The organism is Gordonia aurantiaca (assembly GCF_039939235.1).
GTDB lineage: Bacteria > Actinomycetota > Actinomycetes > Mycobacteriales > Mycobacteriaceae > Gordonia.
The window spans coordinates 154,981-174,842 of sequence record NZ_JBDUUF010000002.1 but is presented as its reverse complement, the minus strand read 5'-3'; the positions used below and the strand labels follow the sequence as shown (position 1 = coordinate 174,842).

At 67.8% G+C, this 19,862-nt stretch carries 17 protein-coding genes and 3 tRNA genes; 8 read left to right on the top strand and 12 right to left on the bottom strand.

Features of this window, described 5'->3' with window-relative positions:
- Positions 1 to 79 precede the first annotated feature (79 nt).
- Positions 80 to 2,263, top strand: a complete 2,184-nt coding sequence (locus tag ABFT43_RS05785; RefSeq protein ID WP_347959425.1) for an RNA degradosome polyphosphate kinase — start codon at positions 80 to 82, stop codon at positions 2,261 to 2,263.
- A 64-nt stretch (positions 2,264 to 2,327) separates the two neighbouring features.
- Positions 2,328 to 3,257 carry an NUDIX hydrolase gene (locus ABFT43_RS05780; RefSeq protein ID WP_347959424.1) on the top strand — a complete coding sequence of 310 codons (930 nt, stop codon included), beginning with the start codon at positions 2,328 to 2,330 and terminating at the stop codon, positions 3,255 to 3,257.
- A 124-nt stretch (positions 3,258 to 3,381) separates the two neighbouring features.
- Here ABFT43_RS05780 and ABFT43_RS05775 read toward each other — a convergent pair whose 3' ends face one another.
- From ABFT43_RS05775 to leuC, 3 genes are all read right to left on the bottom strand, one after another.
- Positions 3,382 to 3,978, bottom strand: coding sequence for an HU family DNA-binding protein (locus ABFT43_RS05775; RefSeq protein ID WP_347959423.1), 597 nt, complete (start codon positions 3,976 to 3,978; stop codon positions 3,382 to 3,384).
- Between the two features lie 184 nt (positions 3,979 to 4,162).
- Positions 4,163 to 4,756: a 3-isopropylmalate dehydratase small subunit gene (gene leuD / locus ABFT43_RS05770; protein ID WP_347959422.1), complete on the bottom strand. Its 594-nt coding sequence runs from the start codon at positions 4,754 to 4,756 to the stop codon at positions 4,163 to 4,165.
- 50 nt (positions 4,757 to 4,806) lie between these two features.
- Positions 4,807 to 6,243 carry a 3-isopropylmalate dehydratase large subunit gene (gene leuC, locus ABFT43_RS05765; protein ID WP_347959421.1) on the bottom strand — a complete coding sequence of 479 codons (1,437 nt, stop codon included), beginning with the start codon at positions 6,241 to 6,243 and terminating at the stop codon, positions 4,807 to 4,809.
- Positions 6,244 to 6,339: 96 nt separating this feature from the next.
- Between leuC and ABFT43_RS05760 the strand changes: the two genes are divergently transcribed.
- Together ABFT43_RS05760 and ABFT43_RS05755 are read left to right on the top strand one after the other, a co-directional pair.
- Positions 6,340 to 7,074, top strand: coding sequence for an IclR family transcriptional regulator (locus tag ABFT43_RS05760; protein ID WP_347959420.1), 735 nt, complete (start codon positions 6,340 to 6,342; stop codon positions 7,072 to 7,074).
- 75 nt (positions 7,075 to 7,149) lie between these two features.
- A complete protein-coding gene (locus ABFT43_RS05755) occupies positions 7,150 to 7,659 on the top strand; it encodes a PPOX class F420-dependent oxidoreductase (RefSeq protein ID WP_347959419.1) in 510 nt (169 codons plus the stop codon).
- A gap of 141 nt (positions 7,660 to 7,800) precedes the next feature.
- Here ABFT43_RS05755 and ABFT43_RS05750 read toward each other — a convergent pair.
- The 6 genes from ABFT43_RS05750 to ABFT43_RS05725 form a co-directional block, all read right to left on the bottom strand.
- Positions 7,801 to 7,873, bottom strand: a tRNA-Glu gene (locus tag ABFT43_RS05750).
- A gap of 124 nt (positions 7,874 to 7,997) precedes the next feature.
- Positions 7,998 to 8,070 (bottom strand) — tRNA-Glu (locus tag ABFT43_RS05745).
- Between the two features lie 51 nt (positions 8,071 to 8,121).
- Positions 8,122 to 8,193 (bottom strand) — tRNA-Gln (locus tag ABFT43_RS05740).
- Positions 8,194 to 8,280: 87 nt separating this feature from the next.
- Positions 8,281 to 9,756: a glutamate--tRNA ligase gene (gene gltX / locus ABFT43_RS05735; RefSeq protein ID WP_347959418.1), complete on the bottom strand. Its 1,476-nt coding sequence runs from the start codon at positions 9,754 to 9,756 to the stop codon at positions 8,281 to 8,283.
- A 44-nt stretch (positions 9,757 to 9,800) separates the two neighbouring features.
- A complete protein-coding gene (locus tag ABFT43_RS05730) occupies positions 9,801 to 10,625 on the bottom strand; it encodes an alpha/beta fold hydrolase (protein ID WP_347959417.1) in 825 nt (274 codons plus the stop codon).
- Complete coding sequence (locus ABFT43_RS05725; protein WP_347959416.1) at positions 10,622 to 11,395, bottom strand: fumarylacetoacetate hydrolase family protein; 774 nt, start codon at positions 11,393 to 11,395, stop codon at positions 10,622 to 10,624. The genes ABFT43_RS05730 and ABFT43_RS05725 overlap by 4 nt, the downstream gene beginning before the upstream one ends.
- Positions 11,396 to 11,559: 164 nt before the next feature.
- Here ABFT43_RS05725 and ABFT43_RS05720 point away from each other — a divergent pair, with 164 nt between their 5' ends.
- Complete coding sequence (locus tag ABFT43_RS05720; protein ID WP_347959415.1) at positions 11,560 to 12,846, top strand: MFS transporter; 1,287 nt, start codon at positions 11,560 to 11,562, stop codon at positions 12,844 to 12,846.
- An 89-nt stretch (positions 12,847 to 12,935) separates the two neighbouring features.
- Here ABFT43_RS05720 and ABFT43_RS05715 read toward each other — a convergent pair whose 3' ends face one another.
- Both ABFT43_RS05715 and serA read right to left on the bottom strand, forming a co-directional pair.
- Entirely contained in the window at positions 12,936 to 13,946 is a 1,011-nt protein-coding gene (locus ABFT43_RS05715; RefSeq protein WP_347959414.1) for a 3-isopropylmalate dehydrogenase, read from the bottom strand.
- Positions 13,943 to 15,538, bottom strand: a complete 1,596-nt coding sequence (serA, locus tag ABFT43_RS05710; RefSeq protein ID WP_347959413.1) for a phosphoglycerate dehydrogenase — start codon at positions 15,536 to 15,538, stop codon at positions 13,943 to 13,945. Before serA ends, ABFT43_RS05715 begins: the two co-directional genes overlap by 4 nt.
- A gap of 336 nt (positions 15,539 to 15,874) precedes the next feature.
- Here serA and ABFT43_RS05705 point away from each other — a divergent pair, with 336 nt between their 5' ends.
- The gene (locus ABFT43_RS05705; protein ID WP_347959412.1) at positions 15,875 to 16,540 is read left to right on the top strand and encodes a chymotrypsin family serine protease; all 666 of its coding nucleotides are present in this window, start codon (positions 15,875 to 15,877) and stop codon (positions 16,538 to 16,540) included.
- Positions 16,541 to 16,623: 83 nt separating this feature from the next.
- On the opposite strand, the gene ABFT43_RS05700 is transcribed toward ABFT43_RS05705, so the two are convergent.
- On the bottom strand, positions 16,624 to 17,628 hold the full coding sequence (locus tag ABFT43_RS05700) for a LacI family DNA-binding transcriptional regulator (RefSeq protein ID WP_347959743.1): 1,005 nt from the start codon (positions 17,626 to 17,628) through the stop codon (positions 16,624 to 16,626).
- Between the two features lie 236 nt (positions 17,629 to 17,864).
- Here ABFT43_RS05700 and ABFT43_RS05695 point away from each other — a divergent pair, with 236 nt between their 5' ends.
- Both ABFT43_RS05695 and ABFT43_RS05690 read left to right on the top strand, forming a co-directional pair.
- Complete coding sequence (locus tag ABFT43_RS05695; RefSeq protein ID WP_347959411.1) at positions 17,865 to 18,866, top strand: asparaginase; 1,002 nt, start codon at positions 17,865 to 17,867, stop codon at positions 18,864 to 18,866.
- Between the two features lie 67 nt (positions 18,867 to 18,933).
- Entirely contained in the window at positions 18,934 to 19,812 is an 879-nt protein-coding gene (locus ABFT43_RS05690) for a polysaccharide deacetylase family protein (RefSeq protein WP_347959410.1), read from the top strand.
- Positions 19,813 to 19,862 lie beyond the last annotated feature (50 nt).

Sequence of the window (19,862 nt, the reverse complement as noted above, 5' to 3'; positions counted from 1 at the left end):
TGTCACGGGCAGGCGTGATCCGGTGACGGCGTGTGAGACGAGACACCACACCCGCGTCGACATGGGTCATGATTGAACGGTGAGCCCTGCTGATGACACCTCGACGACAGCCTCGCTGACGACGACGCCGATCCCGAACGCGCCGCCCGCCGCGACGCTCATCCCGGACGAGTCGGCCGACCTGCCCGACGACCGCTACCTGAATCGGGAATTGAGTTGGCTCGACTTCAACTCGCGAGTGCTCGCGCTCGCCGAGGACACCTCGCTGCCCCTCCTCGAGCGAGCGAAGTTCCTCGCGATCTTCGCGTCGAACCTCGACGAGTTCTTCATGGTGCGCGTCGCCGGACTCAAGCGACGTGACGAGACCGGCCTGTCGGTGCGCTCCGCCGACGGGTTGTCCCCACGCGAACAACTGATGCGGATCGCCGGGCGCACCCAGACGATCGCCGACCGCCATGCCCGCGTGTTCCTCGACTCGGTCCGGCCCGCCCTGGCCGACAACGACATTCACGTCGTGTCGTGGGCCGAGCTGACCGACGAGCAGCGTGCGCGGATGGTCGACTACTTCCAGGACGAGGTGTTCCCGGTCCTGACCCCGCTCGCCGTGGACCCGGCTCACCCGTTCCCCTACATCAGCGGCCTGTCCCTGAACCTCGCGGTCACGGTGCGCGACGTCAACGAGAGCGGCGAGCACTTCGCGCGAGTCAAGGTTCCCGACAACGTGAATCGCTTCATCCGGGTGGACAGGCTGGCGCCGTCGAGTGGCGACAGCCCCAAGAAGGCGGTGTTCCTGCCGCTGGAATATCTCATCGCGGCCAATCTGGGCACCCTTTTCCCGGGCATGGAAATCGTTGAGCATCACGTGTTCCGGGTGACCCGCAACGCCGACTTCGAGGTCGAGGAGGACCGCGACGAGGACCTGTTGCAGGCCCTCGAACGCGAACTCGCCCGCCGTCGCTTCGGATCCCCCGTGCGCCTCGAGGTCGCCGACGACATGAGCGAGCACATGCTCGAACTGTTGTTGCGCGAGCTGGATGTGAATCCCGCCGATGTCATCCAGGTACCCGGCCTGCTCGATCTCTCATCGCTTTTCGAGATCTACGACCTGGACCGGCCGCAGCTGAAGGACCGACCGTTCGTCCCGGCGACGCATCCGGCGTTCGGAGAGCGGGAGACGCCAAAGAGCGTCTTCTCGACGCTCCGCGAGGGTGACGTGCTCGTCCACCACCCGTACGACTCGTTCTCGACGAGCGTGCAGCGGTTCATCGAACAGGCCGCCGCCGACCCGCAGGTGCTCGCGATCAAGCAGACGCTCTACCGCACCTCGGGTGACTCCCCGATCGTCAACGCCCTCATCGACGCCGCCGAGGCGGGCAAGCAGGTCGTGGCGCTCGTGGAGATCAAGGCCCGATTCGACGAGCAGGCCAACATCAAGTGGGCCCGCAAGCTCGAGCAGGCCGGCGTGCACGTCGTCTACGGCCTGGTCGGTCTCAAGACCCACTGCAAGACGGCCCTGGTGGTACGGCGCGAGGGGTCGACGATCAAGCGGTACTGCCATATCGGAACCGGCAACTACAACCCGAAGACCGCGCGTCTGTACGAGGATGTGGGTCTGCTCACGGCCGCCCCGGACATCGGCGCGGATCTCACCGACCTGTTCAACACGCTCACGGGGTACTCGCGCAAGAAGGAGTACCGGAACATCCTCGTTGCCCCGCAGGGCATCCGGACGGGCATCATCGCGCGCATCAACCGCGAGATCGAGCTGTTCCGGGCCGGCGACAAGCGTGCTCGCGTGCGGCTCAAGGCCAACGCGCTCGTCGACGAGCAGGTCATCGACGCGCTGTATCGCGCCTCGCAGAGCGGGGTTCCGGTCGACATCGTGGTCCGCGGCATCTGCGCGCTGCGTCCCGGGATGGAAGGGGTCAGCGACAACATCCACGTGCGCTCGATCCTCGGCCAGTTCCTGGAGCATTCGCGCATCCTGCACTTCGGCGCCCAGAACGAGTACTGGATCGGCAGCGCCGACATGATGCACCGCAACCTCGATCGGCGCGTCGAGGTCATGGTGCACGTCCGCGACACGCGCCTCGCCGCGGAACTCGGCGACATCTTCGACTCGGCGCTGGACCCGCGAACGCGCTGCTGGGTGCTGCATTCCGACGGCAGCTGGGTCGCGTCGCCGGCGGCCGGCGAGGAGGTACGCGACCATCAACGACAGATGATGCGTCGCAATCGTCGTCGGCCGGAGATCAGTTCGTGACCGCCGGCACCGGCCCGGCACGTGCCGGCGCCACCGCCCCGGCGACGACCCCCACCCCGAAGCGATGACGAAGAACCAGAAGGACAAACACAAGGACGTGTGGGCGGCCGGCGCCGTCGTGTGGCGCCCCGGCCCCTCCGGCTCCACCGCGACCGACGAGGTCGAGATCGCCGTCGTACACCGCCCGCGCTACGACGACTGGACGATCCCCAAGGGCAAGGGCGAACGCGGCGAGACGCTGGTCGACACGGCGGTCCGCGAGATCGCCGAGGAGACCGGGCAGCACATCGTGCTCGGGCGGCATCTCGGGGACATCCACTACGACCTCGGGTCGGGGCGCAAGCACGTCCGGTACTGGGCCGCGCGCGGCGGCGACGGAACCTTCGCCGCCGACGACGAGGTCGACGAGTTGCGGTGGCTGACCGTCGAGAAGGCACGCGAGACACTCACCTACGAGCTCGATCAGCAGATCCTGCAGGAGTTCACGCGACTGCCGGCCGACCTGCACACCCTCCTGCTGGTGCGTCACGCCAAGGCGGGACGACGTGCCGACTGGGACGGCGACGACCGGTTGCGGCCGCTCGACGCGGTCGGGCGCAGGCAGGCGGCCGCGCTGGTCGGGCTGCTGGCGGCGTTCGGTGCCCGTCGCGTCCACGCCGCGGATCGGGTGCGCTGCGAGCAGACGCTGGAGCTGTTGGCGGCGTTCCTGGGCGTCGGCGTGCAGAGCGAACCGGATCTGTCCGAGGAGGTCTACCGGACCGATCCGGCGGCGGCGCAACGCCGGATTCGCGAACTGGCCGCCGAGACGGCCGACGTCGTCGCGGTGTGCAGCCAGGGCAAGGTGATCCCCCCGCTGATGGAATGGTGGGCACGACAGGACGGCATCGACCTGCCGGAGGCGGCCAACCGGAAGGGCAGCGTGTGGGTCTGTTCGCTACACGACGGACGCCTCGTCGCTGCCGACCACATCCCCGGCCCCCTGCCCGGCGACTGAGATCGTCGCTCACACAACACAACCCCTGACACAAGAACAACCCCTGGCGGGGAAGTCGCCAGGGGTTGTCTGTGCGCCCGATCGGGCCATTCGATTCTGAAGCGTCCTTCACGGACTGCTCGGGTCAGCGGCGGGTCGACTTCTTGGCCGCGGTCTTCTTGGCGGTGGTCTTCTTCGCCGGGGCCTTCTTGGCGGTCGTCTTCTTCGCCGGGGCCTTCTTCGCGGTGGTCTTCTTGGCCGCGGTGGTCTTCTTCGCCGCCGTCGTCTTCTTCGCCGCCGTCGTCTTCTTCGCCGCCGTCGTCTTCTTCGCCGCGGTGGTCTTCTTGGCCGGGGCCTTCTTGGCCGCGGTCTTCTTGGCGGTGGTCTTCTTCGCCGCGGTCTTCTTGGCCGCGGTGGTGGTGCCGCTGCCGCGCTTCACGGCCGGGCCGGTGGCCGACAGCTTCTGCTTGCCGGCGACGATGGCCTTGAACTGCGCACCCGGACGGAATGCCGGAACCGAAGTGGCACGGACCTTCACGGTCTCGCCGGTACGCGGGTTACGGGCGACGCGCGGTGCGCGCTTCCGCTTCTCGAAGACGCCGAAGCCGGTGATCGTCACGCTCTCGCCACGGTTGACCGCGCGAACGATCGTGTCGACGACGTGCTCGACGGCCTCGGTCGCAGTCTTGCGATCCGCGTCGAGCTTCTTGGTCAGCTCATCGATGAGCTCCGCCTTGTTCATGAGTACCTCCGCAAGCTGAAGTGGCCGTTTTTCGGCCAGCTACCCACACACGGTAAACGTCGAATTCGAAAACGTCCATCTTCCACGCCAATTAGGAAGCCGTGTTGCGAAATCGCATGGTAGCCCACGGGGTCTACGTCCCGGCGGGACACGACCGTCGCGCGGTCGGTCATGCGGACGACGATCAGTCGACGAGCGTCCTCGGCTTGAAGGACGGACGGGTGCTCTCGTACGCAGAAATCGCGTCTACCTGCCGCAACGTCAGTCCGATGTCGTCGAGACCCTCCAGCAGGCGCCACCGCGTGTAGTCATCAATTGCGAACCGCACCACGAGGTCTCCGGCGGTCACGGTCTTATCGACAAGGCTGACCGTGACTTCCATCCCAGGGTTCTGCTCGAGCTGCTTCCACAACAGCTCGACGTCGGCCTGCTCGACCTGCGCGGCGAGCAGCCCGGCCTTGCCGGCGTTCCCACGGAAGATGTCGGCGAAACGCGATGAGATCACCACGCGGAACCCGAAATCGGACAGTGCCCACACCGCGTGCTCGCGCGATGACCCGGTGCCGAAGTCCGGTCCGGCCACGAGGACCGAGCCCCGGCTCCACGGTTCGTTGTTGAGGATGAATTCCGGGTCGGTCCGCCAGCCGGCGAACAGGCCGTCCTCAAAGCCGGTGCGGCTCACCCGCTTCAGGTAGACGGCCGGAATGATCTGGTCGGTGTCGACGTTGCTGCGGCGCAGCGGGACGCCGATGCCCGTGTGTTCGGTGAACGGCTCCATGGTTGATTGCCCCTCTTGGAAGATTGTCTGGAATGTGGTCTGGCGGTGACTCAATCGAGATCGGCCGGGGCCGCCAGCGTCCCGCGGACCGCGGTCGCGGCGGCGACGGCCGGTGACACCAGGTGGGTGCGGCCGCCCTTGCCCTGCCGTCCCTCGAAGTTTCGGTTCGAGGTCGAGGCGCACCGCTGTCCCGGCGACAGCTGGTCCGGGTTCATGCCCAGGCACATCGAGCACCCGGCCTGCCGCCACTCGGCTCCGGCATCGACGAAGATCTCGCCCAGACCCTCTTCCTCCGCCTGCGCGCGGACGCGCATCGAGCCGGGGACGATCAGCATCCGCACGCCGTCGGCGACCTTGCGACCCTTGAGCACCTCGGCGACCGCACGCAGATCCTCGATGCGACCGTTGGTGCACGAACCGACGAAGACGGTGTCGACCTTGACGTCGCGCAGCGGGGTGCCCGGCTTCAGGTCCATGTACTCCAGCGCCTTGGCCGCGGCCTGCTTGGCGACGTCGTCACCGAACTCCTCCGGGTCCGGCACGGCCGACCCCAGCGGCGCCCCCTGACCCGGGTTGGTGCCCCAGGTGACGAACGGGGTGAGCGTACTGGCGTCGATGTGGACCTCGGCGTCGAACACGGCACCCTCGTCGGTCTTCAGGCTCTCCCAATACTCAACCGCAGCATCCCACTCGGCGCCCTTCGGCGCGTGCGGGCGGCCCTTGAGGAACTCGTAGGTCACCTCGTCGGGGGCGATCATTCCGGCGCGGGCGCCTGCCTCGATCGACATGTTGCACATCGTCATCCGCGCCTCCATCGACAGCTTGCGGATGGCCTCGCCGCGGTACTCGAGGACGTATCCCTGTCCGCCGCCGGTCCCGATCTCGGCGATGATCGCCAGGATCAGGTCCTTGCTCGTGACGCCGGGCGGAAGTTCGCCGTCGACGTTGATCGCCATCGTCTTGAACGGGCGCAGCGACAGTGTCTGCGTGGCGAGGACGTGCTCGACCTCACTGGTGCCGATGCCCATCGCAAGGGCGCCGAACGCGCCGTGCGTGGACGTGTGGCTGTCACCGCAGACGACGGTCATACCCGGCTGGGTCAGGCCCAGCTGCGGCCCGACGACGTGCACGATCCCCTGCTCGCGGTCACCCATCGGGTGCAGCCGGATCCCGAACTCCTCGCAGTTCTTCCGGAGCGTCTCCACCTGAGTGCGCGAGATCGGGTCGGCGATCGGCTTGTCGATGTCGACGGTCGGGACGTTGTGGTCCTCGGTGGCGATCGTCAGGTCCGGCCGGCGCACCTTGCGCCCGGCCAACCGCAGACCCTCGAAGGCCTGGGGGCTGGTGACCTCGTGCACGAGATGGAGGTCGATGAAGATCAGGTCGGGGTTGTGGTTCCCCGACGAATCGGCTTCGCCGGGCACGACAACATGGTCGCGCCAGACCTTCTCGGCAAGAGTTAGCGGCTTGGCTGGGCTGTTGCTCATGGCTGCTCTCGATATCTTCTCGGTTCGGAGGACGGAGTACGTCACACCGCGGAGGTACGACGTGCATCTCACTATTTGGACAGCTAGTATCGTCCTATGGGAAAGGATACCGCATCGGGGGTCAGCAGCGGAATCGGCGTTCTCGACAAGTCCGTGGCCGTGCTGCACGCCATCGCCGAGTCGCCCTGCAATCTCTCGGAGCTGTGCGAACGGACCGGGCTCCCGCGGGCGACGGCCCACCGGCTCGCCGTCGGCCTGGAGACCCACCGATTCCTCACCCGCGATGTCAGCGGCCGGTGGCAGCCGGGCCCCGCACTGGGCGAGCTCGCCGCGTCGGCACACGATCCGGTGACCGAGGCCGCGCTGATGGTGCTCCCCCGCCTCCGTGACATCACCGGTGAGTCGGTACAGGTCTACCGACGCGAGGGTGCCGAACGCGTCTGCGTCGCCGCAATGGAACCGCCGACCGGTCTCCGCGACACCGTTCCGGTCGGCACGCGCTTCCCGATGAGCGCGGGCTCTGCCGCGAAGGTCTTGCTCGCGTGGGCCGATCCGGCCACCCAGCGGGCACTGATCCACGAGAGCGTCTTCAGCGAACGCGCGCTCCAGGAGATCCGGCGCCGCGGCTGGGCACAGAGCGCGGGCGAACGGGCCGCGGGCGTCGCGAGCGTCTCGGCGCCCGTCCGCGACGCCAACGGCGACGTGGTGGCCGCGATCTCGGTGTCGGGCCCCATCGACCGCATGGGCCGGCGCCCGGGTGCCCGATGGGCCGCCGATCTGCTCGCGGCCGCCGACGCCATCCACAAGCGGCTGCAGGCGTCGCGTCCGTAGCGCTCGGCCGCCGCTCACATCCGATCGGGGACGGATGTCTTCATCACCCGGAGCCTCGTCGGATAGCTTCGTCACATGGGAGTGAACCAACGCAGCCAGATCGTCATGACCGACGAGGAGATCACCGAGTTCGTGGCCCGCAGCCGCACCGCGACCCTCGCCACCTTCGGCCCGAACGGCAACATCCACCTCGTCGCGATGTGGTACGGCATCGTCGACGGTGAGATCTGGTTCGAGACCAAGGCGAAGTCACAGAAGGCGGTCAACCTCCGCCGGGACAACCGCTGCACGATCATGATCGAGGACGGCGACACCTACGACTCGCTACGCGGCGTCACCTTCGAGGGGACGGCCGAGATCCTCGACGACCCGGACTCGTGCCTGAAGGTCGGCATCAGCGTCTGGGAGCGCTACACGGCCCCCTACACGGAGGAGTCGCGACCGTTCGTCGAGCAGATGATGAACAAACGTGTGGCCGTCCGCTTCGTCCCCACGCGGACTCGCTCGTGGGACCACCGCAAGCTCGGCATGGACAGGATGGAGCCGATGGGCAGCACCGCCCGCTTCCTCAACGCATCCGAGTGACCCGCCGGTCGTCGTCGACGATCATCCGCCCGTGCCGTGACGTGATCGTCGCGACACGGGCGATTTCGTTGGCGCACAGCAGAACTCGCCCGCGCATGAAAAAACTCCCTCCCCTGCCGAGCAGGAGGAGGGAGTCTTGCGTAGCCCCGACGGGATTCGAACCCGCGCTACCGCCTTGAGAGGGCGGCGTCTTAGGCCGCTAGACGACGGGGCCATGGACTTTCCGGCGAAGAGAACCCTAGCACGCTCCCGGTTGCCCGGAGATCGGCCGGCTCCTCTCCTCATACCTCACACCGAAAAACTCCCTCCCCTGCCGGACAGAGGGAGGGAGCTTCGCGTAGCCCCGACGGGATTCGAACCCGCGCTACCGCCTTGAGAGGGCGGCGTCCTAGGCCGCTAGACGACGGGGCCTTGGAACTTTCCGATGATCAAGACCCAGCAGTCTCGACCTTGTTCAGTTCGCTGGGGTACCAGGACTCGAACCTAGAATGGCTGAACCAGAATCAGCTGTGTTGCCAATTACACCATACCCCATGGACTTCCTTCTCCCTGCCGGGAAAAGCGCCGAGAAAGACAATAGCAAAGGGTTACCGGAAGTCCGCAAATCGGCTGGTCAGAGGCCTATTTTGCAGCCATGTCGCGGGCTGCGCGCAATCGGGCGAGGCTCTTGTCGCGCCCCAGGATCTCCATCGACTCGAACAGTGGCGGGCTCACCTGGGAGCCGGTCACCGCGACGCGCACCGGACCGAACGCCTTACGCGGTTTGAGGCCCAGATCGTCCACCAGCGCCTTGGTCAGCGCGTCCTGGAGGGCGGTGGTGGCCCAGGCCCCCAGTGGCTCCACAGCGGCGATGGCGGCGTCGAGGACGGGCACCGCATCGGCGCCCAGGTTCTTGTCGGCGGCCTTCTCGTCGATCGTGAACTCTTCGTCGGAGACGTACACGAACTTGATGAGGTCCCACGCGTCGCCGAGGACGGTGATGCGCGTCTGCACGAGCTCGGCCAGCGCGGTGAACGTCGCGTCGTCGACCGGCTCGGCCAGGTGGCCGTGCCCGACCAGGAACGTCTTGAGGCGGGCGGCGAAGTCGGCGGGCTCGAGGCGGCGGATGTGCTCGGCGTTGATCGCGTCGGCCTTCTTCTGGTCGAACCGGGCCGGATTCGAATTCACCTGTCGCACATCGAAAGCCTCGATCATCTCGTCGAGGGTGAAGACGTCGGTGTCCTTCGAGTAGCCCCAGCCGAGCAGAGCGAGGTAGTTCAGCAGACCCTCGGGAATGAAGCCGCGATCACGGTGGTGGAAGAGATTCGACTGCGGATCGCGCTTGGAGAGCTTCTTGTTGCCCTCCCCCATCACGAACGGCAGATGGCCGAACTCGGGCACCCGCTCGGCGACGCCGATGCGGATCAGCGCCTCGTAGAGGGCGATCTGCCGCGGCGTCGACGAGAGGAGGTCCTCACCTCGCAGCACGTGGGTGATCTTCATCATGGCGTCGTCCACCGGGTTGACCAGGGTGTAGAGCGGGTCGCCCGACGCACGCGTGAGCGCGAAGTCCGGGACGGTGCCGGCCTTGATCGTCGTCTCGCCGCGGACGAGGTCGTTCCACGTGATGTCGTGATCCGGCATCCGCAGGCGCACAACCGGTTTGCGTCCTTCGGCCCGGTATGCGGCCTTCTGCTCGTCGGTGAGGTCGCGGTCGAAGTTGTCGTAGCCGAGCTTGGGGTCGCGTCCGGCCGCCCGGTGCCGGGCCTCGACCTCCTCGGGGGTGGAGAACGCCTCGTAGGCCTCCCCCGCGTCGAGCAGCTTCTGCACGACCTCGGCATGGATCTCTCGACGCTCCGACTGGCGGTACGGCCCGTACGGGCCGCCCACCTCGGGTCCTTCGTCCCAGTTCAGCCCCAGCCAGCGCAGCGATTCGAGGATCGCCTGGTAGCTCTCCTCGCTGTCACGCTGGGCGTCGGTGTCCTCGATGCGGAAGACGAACGTGCCGCCGTCGTGCCGGGCCTGGGCGAAGTTGAACAGCGCGGTCCGAACCATTCCCACGTGGGGAGTACCGGTCGGGGACGGACAGAAACGGACTCGCACATCACTACTGGTCATGACCCTCAGGGTATCGAAACCGCCGCGGGGCCCGACCAGCGCGTTCAGGCCCGGTGGCGGCCGCAGAAGTCGACGAGGACCCGGTTCACCTCGTCCGGCTGCTCGAGATATCCGAAATGCCCGGCCCGTTCGATCTGCACGTACTCGGCGGTCGGGATCGCGTCGGCGACCTCGCGGGCCAGTTTCGGCGGCAGGGTCCGGTCGTCGGCGAACCCGACGACCAGCGTCGGGCGGGTGATGCCCTTGTACGCCGAGAGCCGGTCGACCTCGTTGTTGTGCAGTTCGAGCTGCGCCCGCACGCCGGGGGTGACCGTCTGCGGCGAGAAGCTGATGATGTCCAACCAGTCCCGCGCCGCGCGGTCGTCGTCCAGGGTGTGCGGCGAGAGGTTGAGGTGGGCGGTGATCGCCGCCTCGTACTCCGGCGGCAGCTTGATGTTGTTGTCGTAGAGCGCGCGCTCACCTGCGGAGATCGCTTGCTGCAGAGGTGTGTTGCGGCCGTAGGTGGCGATCAGCACGGCGGCCTTCACCAGGTCGGGGCGTGCCAGGGCGAGCTCCTGGGTGATTCGTGCGCCCAGGGAGGTGCCCACGACGATCGCCGGGCCGCGACCGAGATGCTCGATGAGGCCGGCGGTGTCTCTCACCATGTCGTCGAGCGTGAAGCCCTCCGGGCACTCCGACGACGGCGCGATGCCGCGGTTGTCGAAGGTGACCACGGTGAAGCCGGCCTTGACCAGGGCGGGCTCCTGGTGCGCTTTCCATACGCGACCGGGACTGCCGGTGCCCATCACCATCACGACCAACGGGCCGCTGCCGGAGACGCTGTAGGAGATGTCGATTCCGTTGACACGAGCGGTGCTCGGAGAGGTCATTGTTTGTCCACCACCGGGTTGGAGAGCGTGCCGATGCCTTCGATGGTCACCGAAACACGTTGCCCGGCAACCATGGGCCCCACACCTTCGGGGGTACCCGTGAGGATGACGTCACCCGGGAGGAGCGTCATCACCCGCGAGATCCACTCCACGATCTCACCCACATCGTGCAGCATCAACGATGTCCGGGTGCGTTGCTTCGCCTCGCCGTCGAGTTCGGTGACGAGTTCGGCATCGGAGGGATCGAAATCGGTCTCGATCCACGGCCCGAGCGGGCAGAAGGTGTCATAGCCCTTCGCGCGCGTCCACTGACCGTCGATCTTCTGCTGGTCGCGGGCGGTCACGTCGTTGGCGACGGTGTAACCGAGGATCACGTCCTTGGCCTGCGCGGCCTTGACATCCTTGCAGGGGCGGCCGATCACCACCGCGAGCTCACCCTCGTAGTCGACACGTTCCGACGACGGCGGGCGCACGATCGGGACCTCGGGGCCGATTATCGAGGTGTTGGGCTTGATGAAGATCACCGGATCCTCGGGCGCCTCACCGCCCATCTCCGCAGCGTGGGCCGCATAGTTCTTGCCGATGCAGATCACCTTGCTGGCGAGGATCGGGGCCAGCACACGAACGTCGGCCAGCTTCCAGGAGCGACCGGTGAATGTCGGGGTGCCGAAGGGATGCTCGGCGATCTCCTTCACGACGGCGTCGGAGCCGTCCCCCTCGACGGAGACGAATGCCACTCCGTCCGGGCTCGCAATTCGACCTAAGCGCATGGTGAGACCCTAGCGCACCCGGCGATCCCACCCGTTGGGAGCCGAGTTGGCGGCCGCACCGCCCGGTTTTAGAATGTGAACTATCTGTTTCATATTCTGAGACCGAGATCTCGAGCGGGTTTCCCTGCCACAAGGGACGCCACATGAGCGAGAGGTGAGTTCGCATGAGTGACACCGGCGTCAGCTCCGACACGCGAAGGTGGATCATCCTCGGCTGCTCGCTCCTCGCCGCGCTGACGACCACCTGTGTCGTGAGCGGTGTCGCCTACCTCATCCCCTCGCTGCACACCGACGCCGGCCTGACACTGACCCAGGCGTCGACGCTGGCCGCCGTGCCGACGATCGGCCTGATGATCGCGATCATCCCGTGGGGAATCCTGTTGGACCGCCTCGGTGAGCGCCTGGTCCTGCTGATCTCGCTGTCGATCTCCCTGCTCGGTGCGGTCGCGGCCGCGGTCGCGGCGCACGCCGAAGCGTCCTACGCGGTCGTCGGCGTCGCGTTGTTCGTCGGCGGACTGGGGGCAGGTGCGGCCAACGGCGCGAGCGGACGAATCGTGGTGGGCTGGTTCCCGGCCCATCGTCGGGGAACGGCGATGGGCATCCGCCAGATGGCCCAGCCGCTGGGAATCGGCGTGTGTGCGTTGACCATGCCGGCGATCGCCGCCGACCACGGTCCCGCAGCGGCACTTGCCGTTCCGGCGATCGTGACCGCGGCCGGGCTGCTGGCTGTCGTCGCCGGGATCAGCGACCCGCCGCATCAGGCCCCCGGAACCCCGGCCGCGCCACGGCCGGCCCCGAACCCCTACCGGGGCAACTCGTTCCTGGCCCGCGTGCACGGCGTCAGCATGCTGTTGGTGATCCCGCAGTCGATGCTGTGGACCTTCGTGCCGACGTGGCTGATCGTGGCGCACGGCTGGGCTCCGGCGGGGGCGGGCACCCTGATCACGGTCACCCAGGTCATCGGCGCCCTGGGCCGGATCGCGGCCGGACGATGGTCGGACGTGTGGTTGTCGCGGATGCGCCCGATCCGGGTCATCGCGGTGGCCGGTGTGGCGTCGATGTGCGCTCTGGCGCTGGCGGATTGGTTCGACAGCCCGGTCGCGCCGGCGCTGATGGCGGTGGCGAGCGTCATCTCGGTGGCCGACAACGGTCTCGCGTTCACCGCGATCGCCGAGTTCGCGGGCCCCTCCTGGAGCGGACGCGGACTCGCCGTGCAGAACACCGGCCAGTACCTGGTGACCGCCGCGACCACTCCGCTCCTGGGCGCGCTGATCGCCGCGGTGGGCTTCCCCGCGACCTTCGCGCTCGCCGCGCTCGCCCCGCTGGTGGCCGCTCCCCTGGTCCCCGGGGACGCGCGCCCGCGCGCAGAGAAGACGCACACCGAACCGCCGGGCACCGAACCGCCGGGCACCGAAGCGCCGGGCACCGAGAAACCCGGCGCCCCTTCGTGAGACAGGGCATAGCGGCCTGAACGGATCACCCCCACCACCCGTGACGGGTGGTGGGGGTGATCCGTGTGCGGCCCCCATGGGGGCGAGGCTCAGCTCAGGCGTTCGCGGATCCGCTTGCCGACCTCGGTGGTCGTGACCGGACCGGTGCGCTCGGCGAGGTCGTCGGCGACCGCCTTCTCGATGCGGGCCGCGGCGTCGGTCTCGCCGAGGTGCTCGAGCAGCAGGGCGGCCGACAGGATCGCCGCGGTCGGGTCGGCCTTGTTCTGGCCGGCGATGTCGGGCGCCGAACCGTGAACCGGCTCGAACATCGAGGGATTCGCGCCGGTGGCGTCGATGTTGCCCGACGCCGCGAGCCCGATGCCGCCGCTGACCGCCGCCGCGATGTCGGTGATGATGTCGCCGAACAGGTTGTCGGTGACGATCACGTCGAAGCGGCCGGGATCGGTGACCAGGTAGATGGTCGCCGCGTCCACGTGGCAGTAGTCGGTGGTGACGTCGGGGAACTCGGCGCCGATCTCCTCGACCGCCCGGCTCCACAGCGAACCGGCGAAGCCGAGCACGTTGGTCTTGTGGACCAGGGTCAACTTCTTGCGACGCTTCTGTGCGCGCTGGAAGGCGTTGCGCACCACGCGCTCCACACCGAAACGGGTGTTGACACTGACCTCGGTGGCCACCTCGTGCGGCGTCCCGACGCGGATCGAGCCGCCGTTGCCGGTGTAGGGACCCTCGGTGCCCTCACGGACCACGACGAAGTCGATCTCGGGATCGCCCGCCAGCGGCGAGGACACACCGGGGAACCGACGCGACGGACGCAGGTTCACGTGGTGGTCCAGAGCGAACCGCATGGTCAGCAGCAGACCGCGCTCGAGGATGCCCGGCGGCACCGACGGATCGCCGATGGCACCCAACAGGATCGCGTCGTGACGGCGGAGCGACTCGAGGTCGTCCTCGGTCAGCAGTTCACCGTTGCGGTGGTAGCGACGCGCGCCGAGGTCGAACTCGGTGGTGGTCAGCGAGGGGACGACGGTCTCGAGGACGCCGAGAGCCTCCCCGATGACCTCCGGACCGATGCCGTCACCGGCGATGACTGCGAGCTTCATGACAGGTCCACCTGCACGATCAGGGTGGCGCCCACCGCCTGCGAGATGGCGTCGACGACGTCGTCGCCGAGTTCACCGCTGATGCGCAGCATCATGGTCGCGCCTTCGCCCTCGGCGTCCTGGGACAGACCGGCGGCGAGGATGTCGACACCGGCGTCGCCGAGGATGGTGCCGATCTTGCCGAGCGAGCCCGGGCGGTCGGCGTAGCTGACGATCAGGTTGTGGCCCTCGGCGCGGAGGTCGAAGTTGCGACCGTTGATGTTGACGATCTTCTCGACCAGGCGCGGCTCGGTCAGGGTGCCGGACACGTTGTGGACCGACCCGTCGGCGAAGACGGCCTTCACGTCGACGACGCTGCGGTGGTTCGGGCTGTCCGGAGCGGTGGTCACCTCGCTGGTGACGCCACGGCTCTCGGCGACGGCCGGCGCGTTGACGAAGGTGACCGGCTCGTCGAGGACGGCCGAGAACAGGCCGCGCAGCGCCGACAATCCGAGGACCTCGACGTTCTTGGCGGCCAGCTCACCACGGACGTCGACGACCAGCGAGGTCGGCGGCTCCTTGCTGATGGCGCCGACGAGGACACCGGCCTTGCGGGCGACCTCGAGCCACGGGGCGACCTCTTCGTCGACGGCGCCGCCGGTGATGTTGACGGCGTCGGGCACGAAGTGACCGGCCAGCGCGAGGCGGACGCTCTTGGCGACGTCGGTGCCCGCACGGTCCTGGGCCTCGGAGGTCGAGGCGCCGAGGTGCGGCGTCACGACGACCTCGGGCAGCTCGAACAGCGGCGAGTCGGTGCACGGCTCGGTCGAGAAGACGTCGAGGCCGGCGGCGCGGACCTGGCCGGACCTGATGGCGTCGGCGAGCGCCTGCTCGTCGACCAGGCCACCACGGGCGGCGTTGACGATGACGACGCCCTTCTTGGTGCGCGCCAGCTGCTCGGCGCCGATGAGGCCCTCGGTCTCCGGGGTCTTCGGCAGGTGGATCGTGATGAAGTCGGCGCGCTCGAGGAGCTCGTCGAGACTCACCAGCTCGATGCCCAGCTGGGCGGCGCGGGCCGGCGACACGTAGGGGTCGTACGCGATGATGTGGGTCTCGAACGCGGCGAGACGCGCGGCGACCAGCTGGCCGATGCGGCCGAGGCCCACGACGCCGACGGTCTTGTCGAAGATCTCGACACCGTTGAACGACGAGCGCTTCCACGTGTGCTCACGCAGGGTGGCGTCGGCGGCCGGGATCTGGCGCGCGGTGGCCATCAGCAGCGCGATCGCGTGCTCGGCGGCGGAGTGGATGTTGGAGGTCGGGGCATTGACGACCATGACACCGCGCTCGGTGGCGGCCGGGACGTCGACGTTGTCGAGTCCGACGCCGGCGCGGGCGATGATCTTCAGCTTCTTGCCGGCGTCGAGAACCTCGGCGTCGACGGTCGTCGCGGAACGCACGAGGAGCGCGTCGGCATCGACGACGGCCTCGAGCAGCTTGGGACGGTCCGGGCCGTCGACCCACCGCACCTCCACACCGTCACCGAGTGCTTCCACGGTGGACGGCGCCAGTTTGTCGGCGATGAGTACAACCGGGCGGCCAGCAGAGCTCACAGTCTTTTCTCCAGAGTCGGGGCAGGTGCGATTTGTCACCAAAGGTCAGTCGGAGTGTCGTCGACGCTCCATGTCACAGCTTAGAGCCCGGTAAATCTGCTCCGAGCAGGCGGTCTACCCCAAAACCGGAGCCGTGTCCCCGCGCGTGGGTAGAGTGTGATCGGCATTACGACTCGTGGGGGGCGTGCATCACGGAATCGTTGCAATGCGACCGCGGGTAGATCCCACCCCGAAGCCAACCCCGGAATGTGCCGGTACGGTGTCCTTTGACCGCCTGCCGCGACATCCTCCGGCAGGCGTTTCGGTTGCGAGAGAAGAATGAGAAGTGGAGAGCGGATGACGAAGAAGCTGACAGCACTGTTGGCCATCTTGGCTGCGACGGTGCTGGCCGGCTGGGGTGCCGGTGTCGCGGTTGCGGCGCCGGCGAAGATCTACCTCGGAGGCGGCTCGGGAATCCTGGTCCTCAAGGGCGGCAGTTCCGCAGCGGCGTGCACCCTGACCACCATCGGCCGTTCGAAGACCGGCAAGCTCATCGGCATCACCGCCGGACACTGTGGCACCGAAGGTCAGAAGGTCTATTCGGAGACCTTCCAGGATCGCGGGCAGGCGGGTGTCATCACCTACTCCGCCTCCGACCTGGACATGGCGATCATCGAGCTCGACGCCTCGCGCGTCGTGCCGCTGCGCACCGTCCGCGGCGTGACGATCCGCTCGATCGATCCGCGGCCACTGAACTTCCCCACCATCGCCTGCAAGGAGGGCCGCACCACCGGCAACACCTGCGGCGTCGCCTGGTTCTCCGAGGGCGGTGTCCACCTGAGCCAGCTGTGCGTGATCGAGGGTGACTCCGGCAGCCCGGTCGTCGTCGGCGACCGTCTCGTCGGCATGGTCAACGCCTACTACTTCATCGGCTGCTTCGGCCCCGAGACCGGCACCAACATCCAACCGATCCTCGACCGCGTCGCGTCGCTGCCGGCATACGGCGGATTCCGGCTGGCCTGACGCCTCCACATCCGATCCACGACGAACCCATCACCGCGAGGTGGTGGTTTCGTCGTTTTTTGCGGCGGAGGTCGGCGGGGAGATCAGCGCGAGGACGCCACCGACGACGTGGCGCTGCTCGATCGGACGATGAGTTCCGGCTCGAGCACGACCGACTCCGGTGTTCGGCCGGCGATCACCTCGAGCAGCAGGCCCACGGCACGCCGCCCCATCTCGTGCATCGGAGACCGGATCGTCGTGAGCGGCACCGCACCTCCGGCCGCCAGCGGGGTGTCGTTGTAGCCCACCAGTGCGACGTCGTCCGGTACGAGGATGCCCCTGTCACGCAGCGCGCCGAACGCGCCGATCGCGGCGAAGTCGTTGGTCGCGAAGATCGCGTCGGGAACCGGTCCCGTCGCCAGGATGCGCTCGACCGCGGCGCGCCCACCGGCCGGGTCGAACCCGGTGTGCACGATCCGGTCGGCGGGTATCTCGATGCCGTGCTCGGCGAAGACGGACACGATCCCCCTGGTGCGATCACGTGCCGTGGAGGCGAATTCGAGACCGGCGAGAATCGCCACGTTGCGCCGACCGGTCTCGATGAGGTGCCGGCCGACCAGCCGGCCGCCCTTCACGTCGTCGACCGTCGCGGACGGGTACGAACCCGCCCGGCGGGACACGAGGACGAACTTCGTGCCCCGCGCGTGGATCTCGTCGAGGAATGCGTGATCGAGGTGCGCGTCGCCGTAGATGAGTCCGTCGACGCGGCGGTCGATCATCATCTGCGTGCGCGCCCGCTGGTTCTCGGGCCTGTCGAGCGAGTTGGTGACGAAGGTGGAGAGCCCGGCCTCGGTGGCCGCCTCCTCGATGCCCTCGTAGATCGTCGCGAGGACGTAGTCCTGGAGGCGCGGGACGAGGACGCCGATCAGCCCGGACCGGCGCGTGCGCAGACTCGACGCGTGCGGGTTGCGTGAGTAACCGTATTCCTCGGCGAAGGCCCGGATTCGGGCGACCGTCTCGGCCGACCCCCAGCGCAGCGCGCCGTCCCCGGGGGTGTTGAGCACGCGAGACACCGTCGACGGGCTCACACCCAGCTCCGTCGCGATCATGCGGAGCGTCAGCGGCCCCTGGACTGGCTTTTTCACCCCTTACCTCTCTGTCTTCCTCCGACGGCCCTCAGCGTACCCAACGGGTCGTGTTACGGCGCGATTTACACAAACGTTTGGCAGATGTTACACAAACGATTGCCACAAACGTTTGTGTGTGATTGACTGCTCCGCATGCAACGCTTGGAGAACCTTGGCGCTCAATGGGTTCGGCGCCCGAGACACGGATCGAGGACCCGGTGAGCGCCCGCATCGCGGTCCTCGCCACCGGTGGCACGATCGCCTCGGTCGCCACCGACCACGGGGTCGTCGCGACCAGGACCGCCGGCAGCCTCGTCGACGGACTGGGGATCGCGGACGTCGAGGTGGAGACGATCGATCTGATGACGATCGGCTCCTATCGGATGACCCTGGAGCATCTGCGCCGGATCAGCGACGCGGTCGCCGACCTCCTGTCGCGCACGGACCGCCCGGTGGACGGCATCGTCATCACCCACGGCACGGACACCATGGAGGAGACGGCGATCCTGCTGGATCTCGTCCACGACGATCCGCGTCCGGTCGTTCTCACCGGGGCCCAGCGCGCAGGAGACGCCGAGGCGGGCGACGGACCGCGGAACCTGACCGACGCGGTACGGGTCGCGGCATCGGCCGAGGCCCGCGACCACGGCGTGATGATCGTGTTCGACGGCGCGGTGCTGCCGGCGCGGGGCACACGCAAGCTGCACACCGAGGCCCTGCACGCCTTCGGCTCGGTGAACGGCACCGAACTCGGGACCGTCGGCCCCGGCGGCGTCCACCTCGTCGCCGACATCGTCCGGCCGAAGCCGCTCCCCCGCCCCGATTCCCGGCTCGACATCACCCGTGTCGATCTCGTCGAGTCCTATCCCGGCGCCGACGACGCCCTCCTGCACGCGGCCGTCCGCGCCGGAGCGACGGGGATCGTCCTGGCGGGAACCGGACTCGGCAACACGAATCCGCAGATCGTCGCGGCCGCAACCGAGCTCGTCTCGGAAGGGATCGCGCTCGTGGTGTCCACCCGGGTACCCGAAGGCCCCGTTCGCGGGGTCTACGGCAGCGGCGGCGGCGCCGACCTCACCGCGGCCGGCATTCCGTGCGCATCGGGGCTGCCCGCTTCCCAGGTCCGAATACTGCTGGCGCTGTGGCTGTCCCAGAACCGCGGTGCCGACATGTCCGCACTCGCCGGGGTCGTCGCCTCACACGTCTGCCTCGACAACTGACATCCACTGTCCCACAACACCTTTCACGAGAAGCAACGCTTCCCCAACACAAGGAGGATGGAAGATCATGGCCAAGGAAATCTTTGTCGCATTCGGCATCGACGTCGACGCGGTCGGCGGCTGGCTGGGTTCCTACGGCGGCGAGAACTCTCCGGGTGACATCTCCCGCGGCATCTTCGCCGGCGAGGTGGGTGTCCCCCGGCTGAACAATCTGCTGGCGAAGTACGACCTGCCGGCCACCTGGTTCTGGCCGGGCCACAGCATCGAGACCTTCCCGGAGCAGTTCGAGCAGGTCGTCGTGGCCGGGCACGAGATCGGCCTGCACGGTTACAGCCACGAGAACCCCATCGCGATGACCCGCGAGCAGGAGTCCGAGATCCTCGACCACTGCATCGATCTCATCGCAACGCGCACCGGCAAGCGCCCGACCGGCTATGTGGCCCCGTGGTGGGAGTTCAGCAAGGTCACCAACGAACTGCTGGTCGAGCGCGGGATCACCTACGACCACTCGCTGATGCACCGCGACTTCGAGCCGTACTACGTCCGCGTGGGCGATTCGTGGACTCCCATCGACTACGACAAGCCCGCATCCACGTGGATGAAGCCGCTGGTGCGCGGTGAGGAGACCGACCTCGTCGAGATCCCGGCGAGCTGGTACCTCGACGACCTGCCTCCGATGATGTTCATCAAGGGCAGCCCGAACAGCCACGGATTCGTCAATCCGCGACACATCGAGGAGATGTGGCGCGATCAGTTCGACTGGGTCTACCGCGAGAGCGATTACGCCGTCTTCACGTTCACGATCCACCCGGACGTGTCGGGACGCCCGCAGGTGCTGTTGATGCTCGAGCGCCTGATCGAACACATCAACTCCCACGAAGGCGTCCGCTGGGCGAACTTCGACACCATCGCCGAGGACTTCAAGAAGCGCCGCCCGCGTAGCTGAGATCCCCTGCCCCACAACCCCTCTTTGCCGACCCAACGACGCGCCGGCAG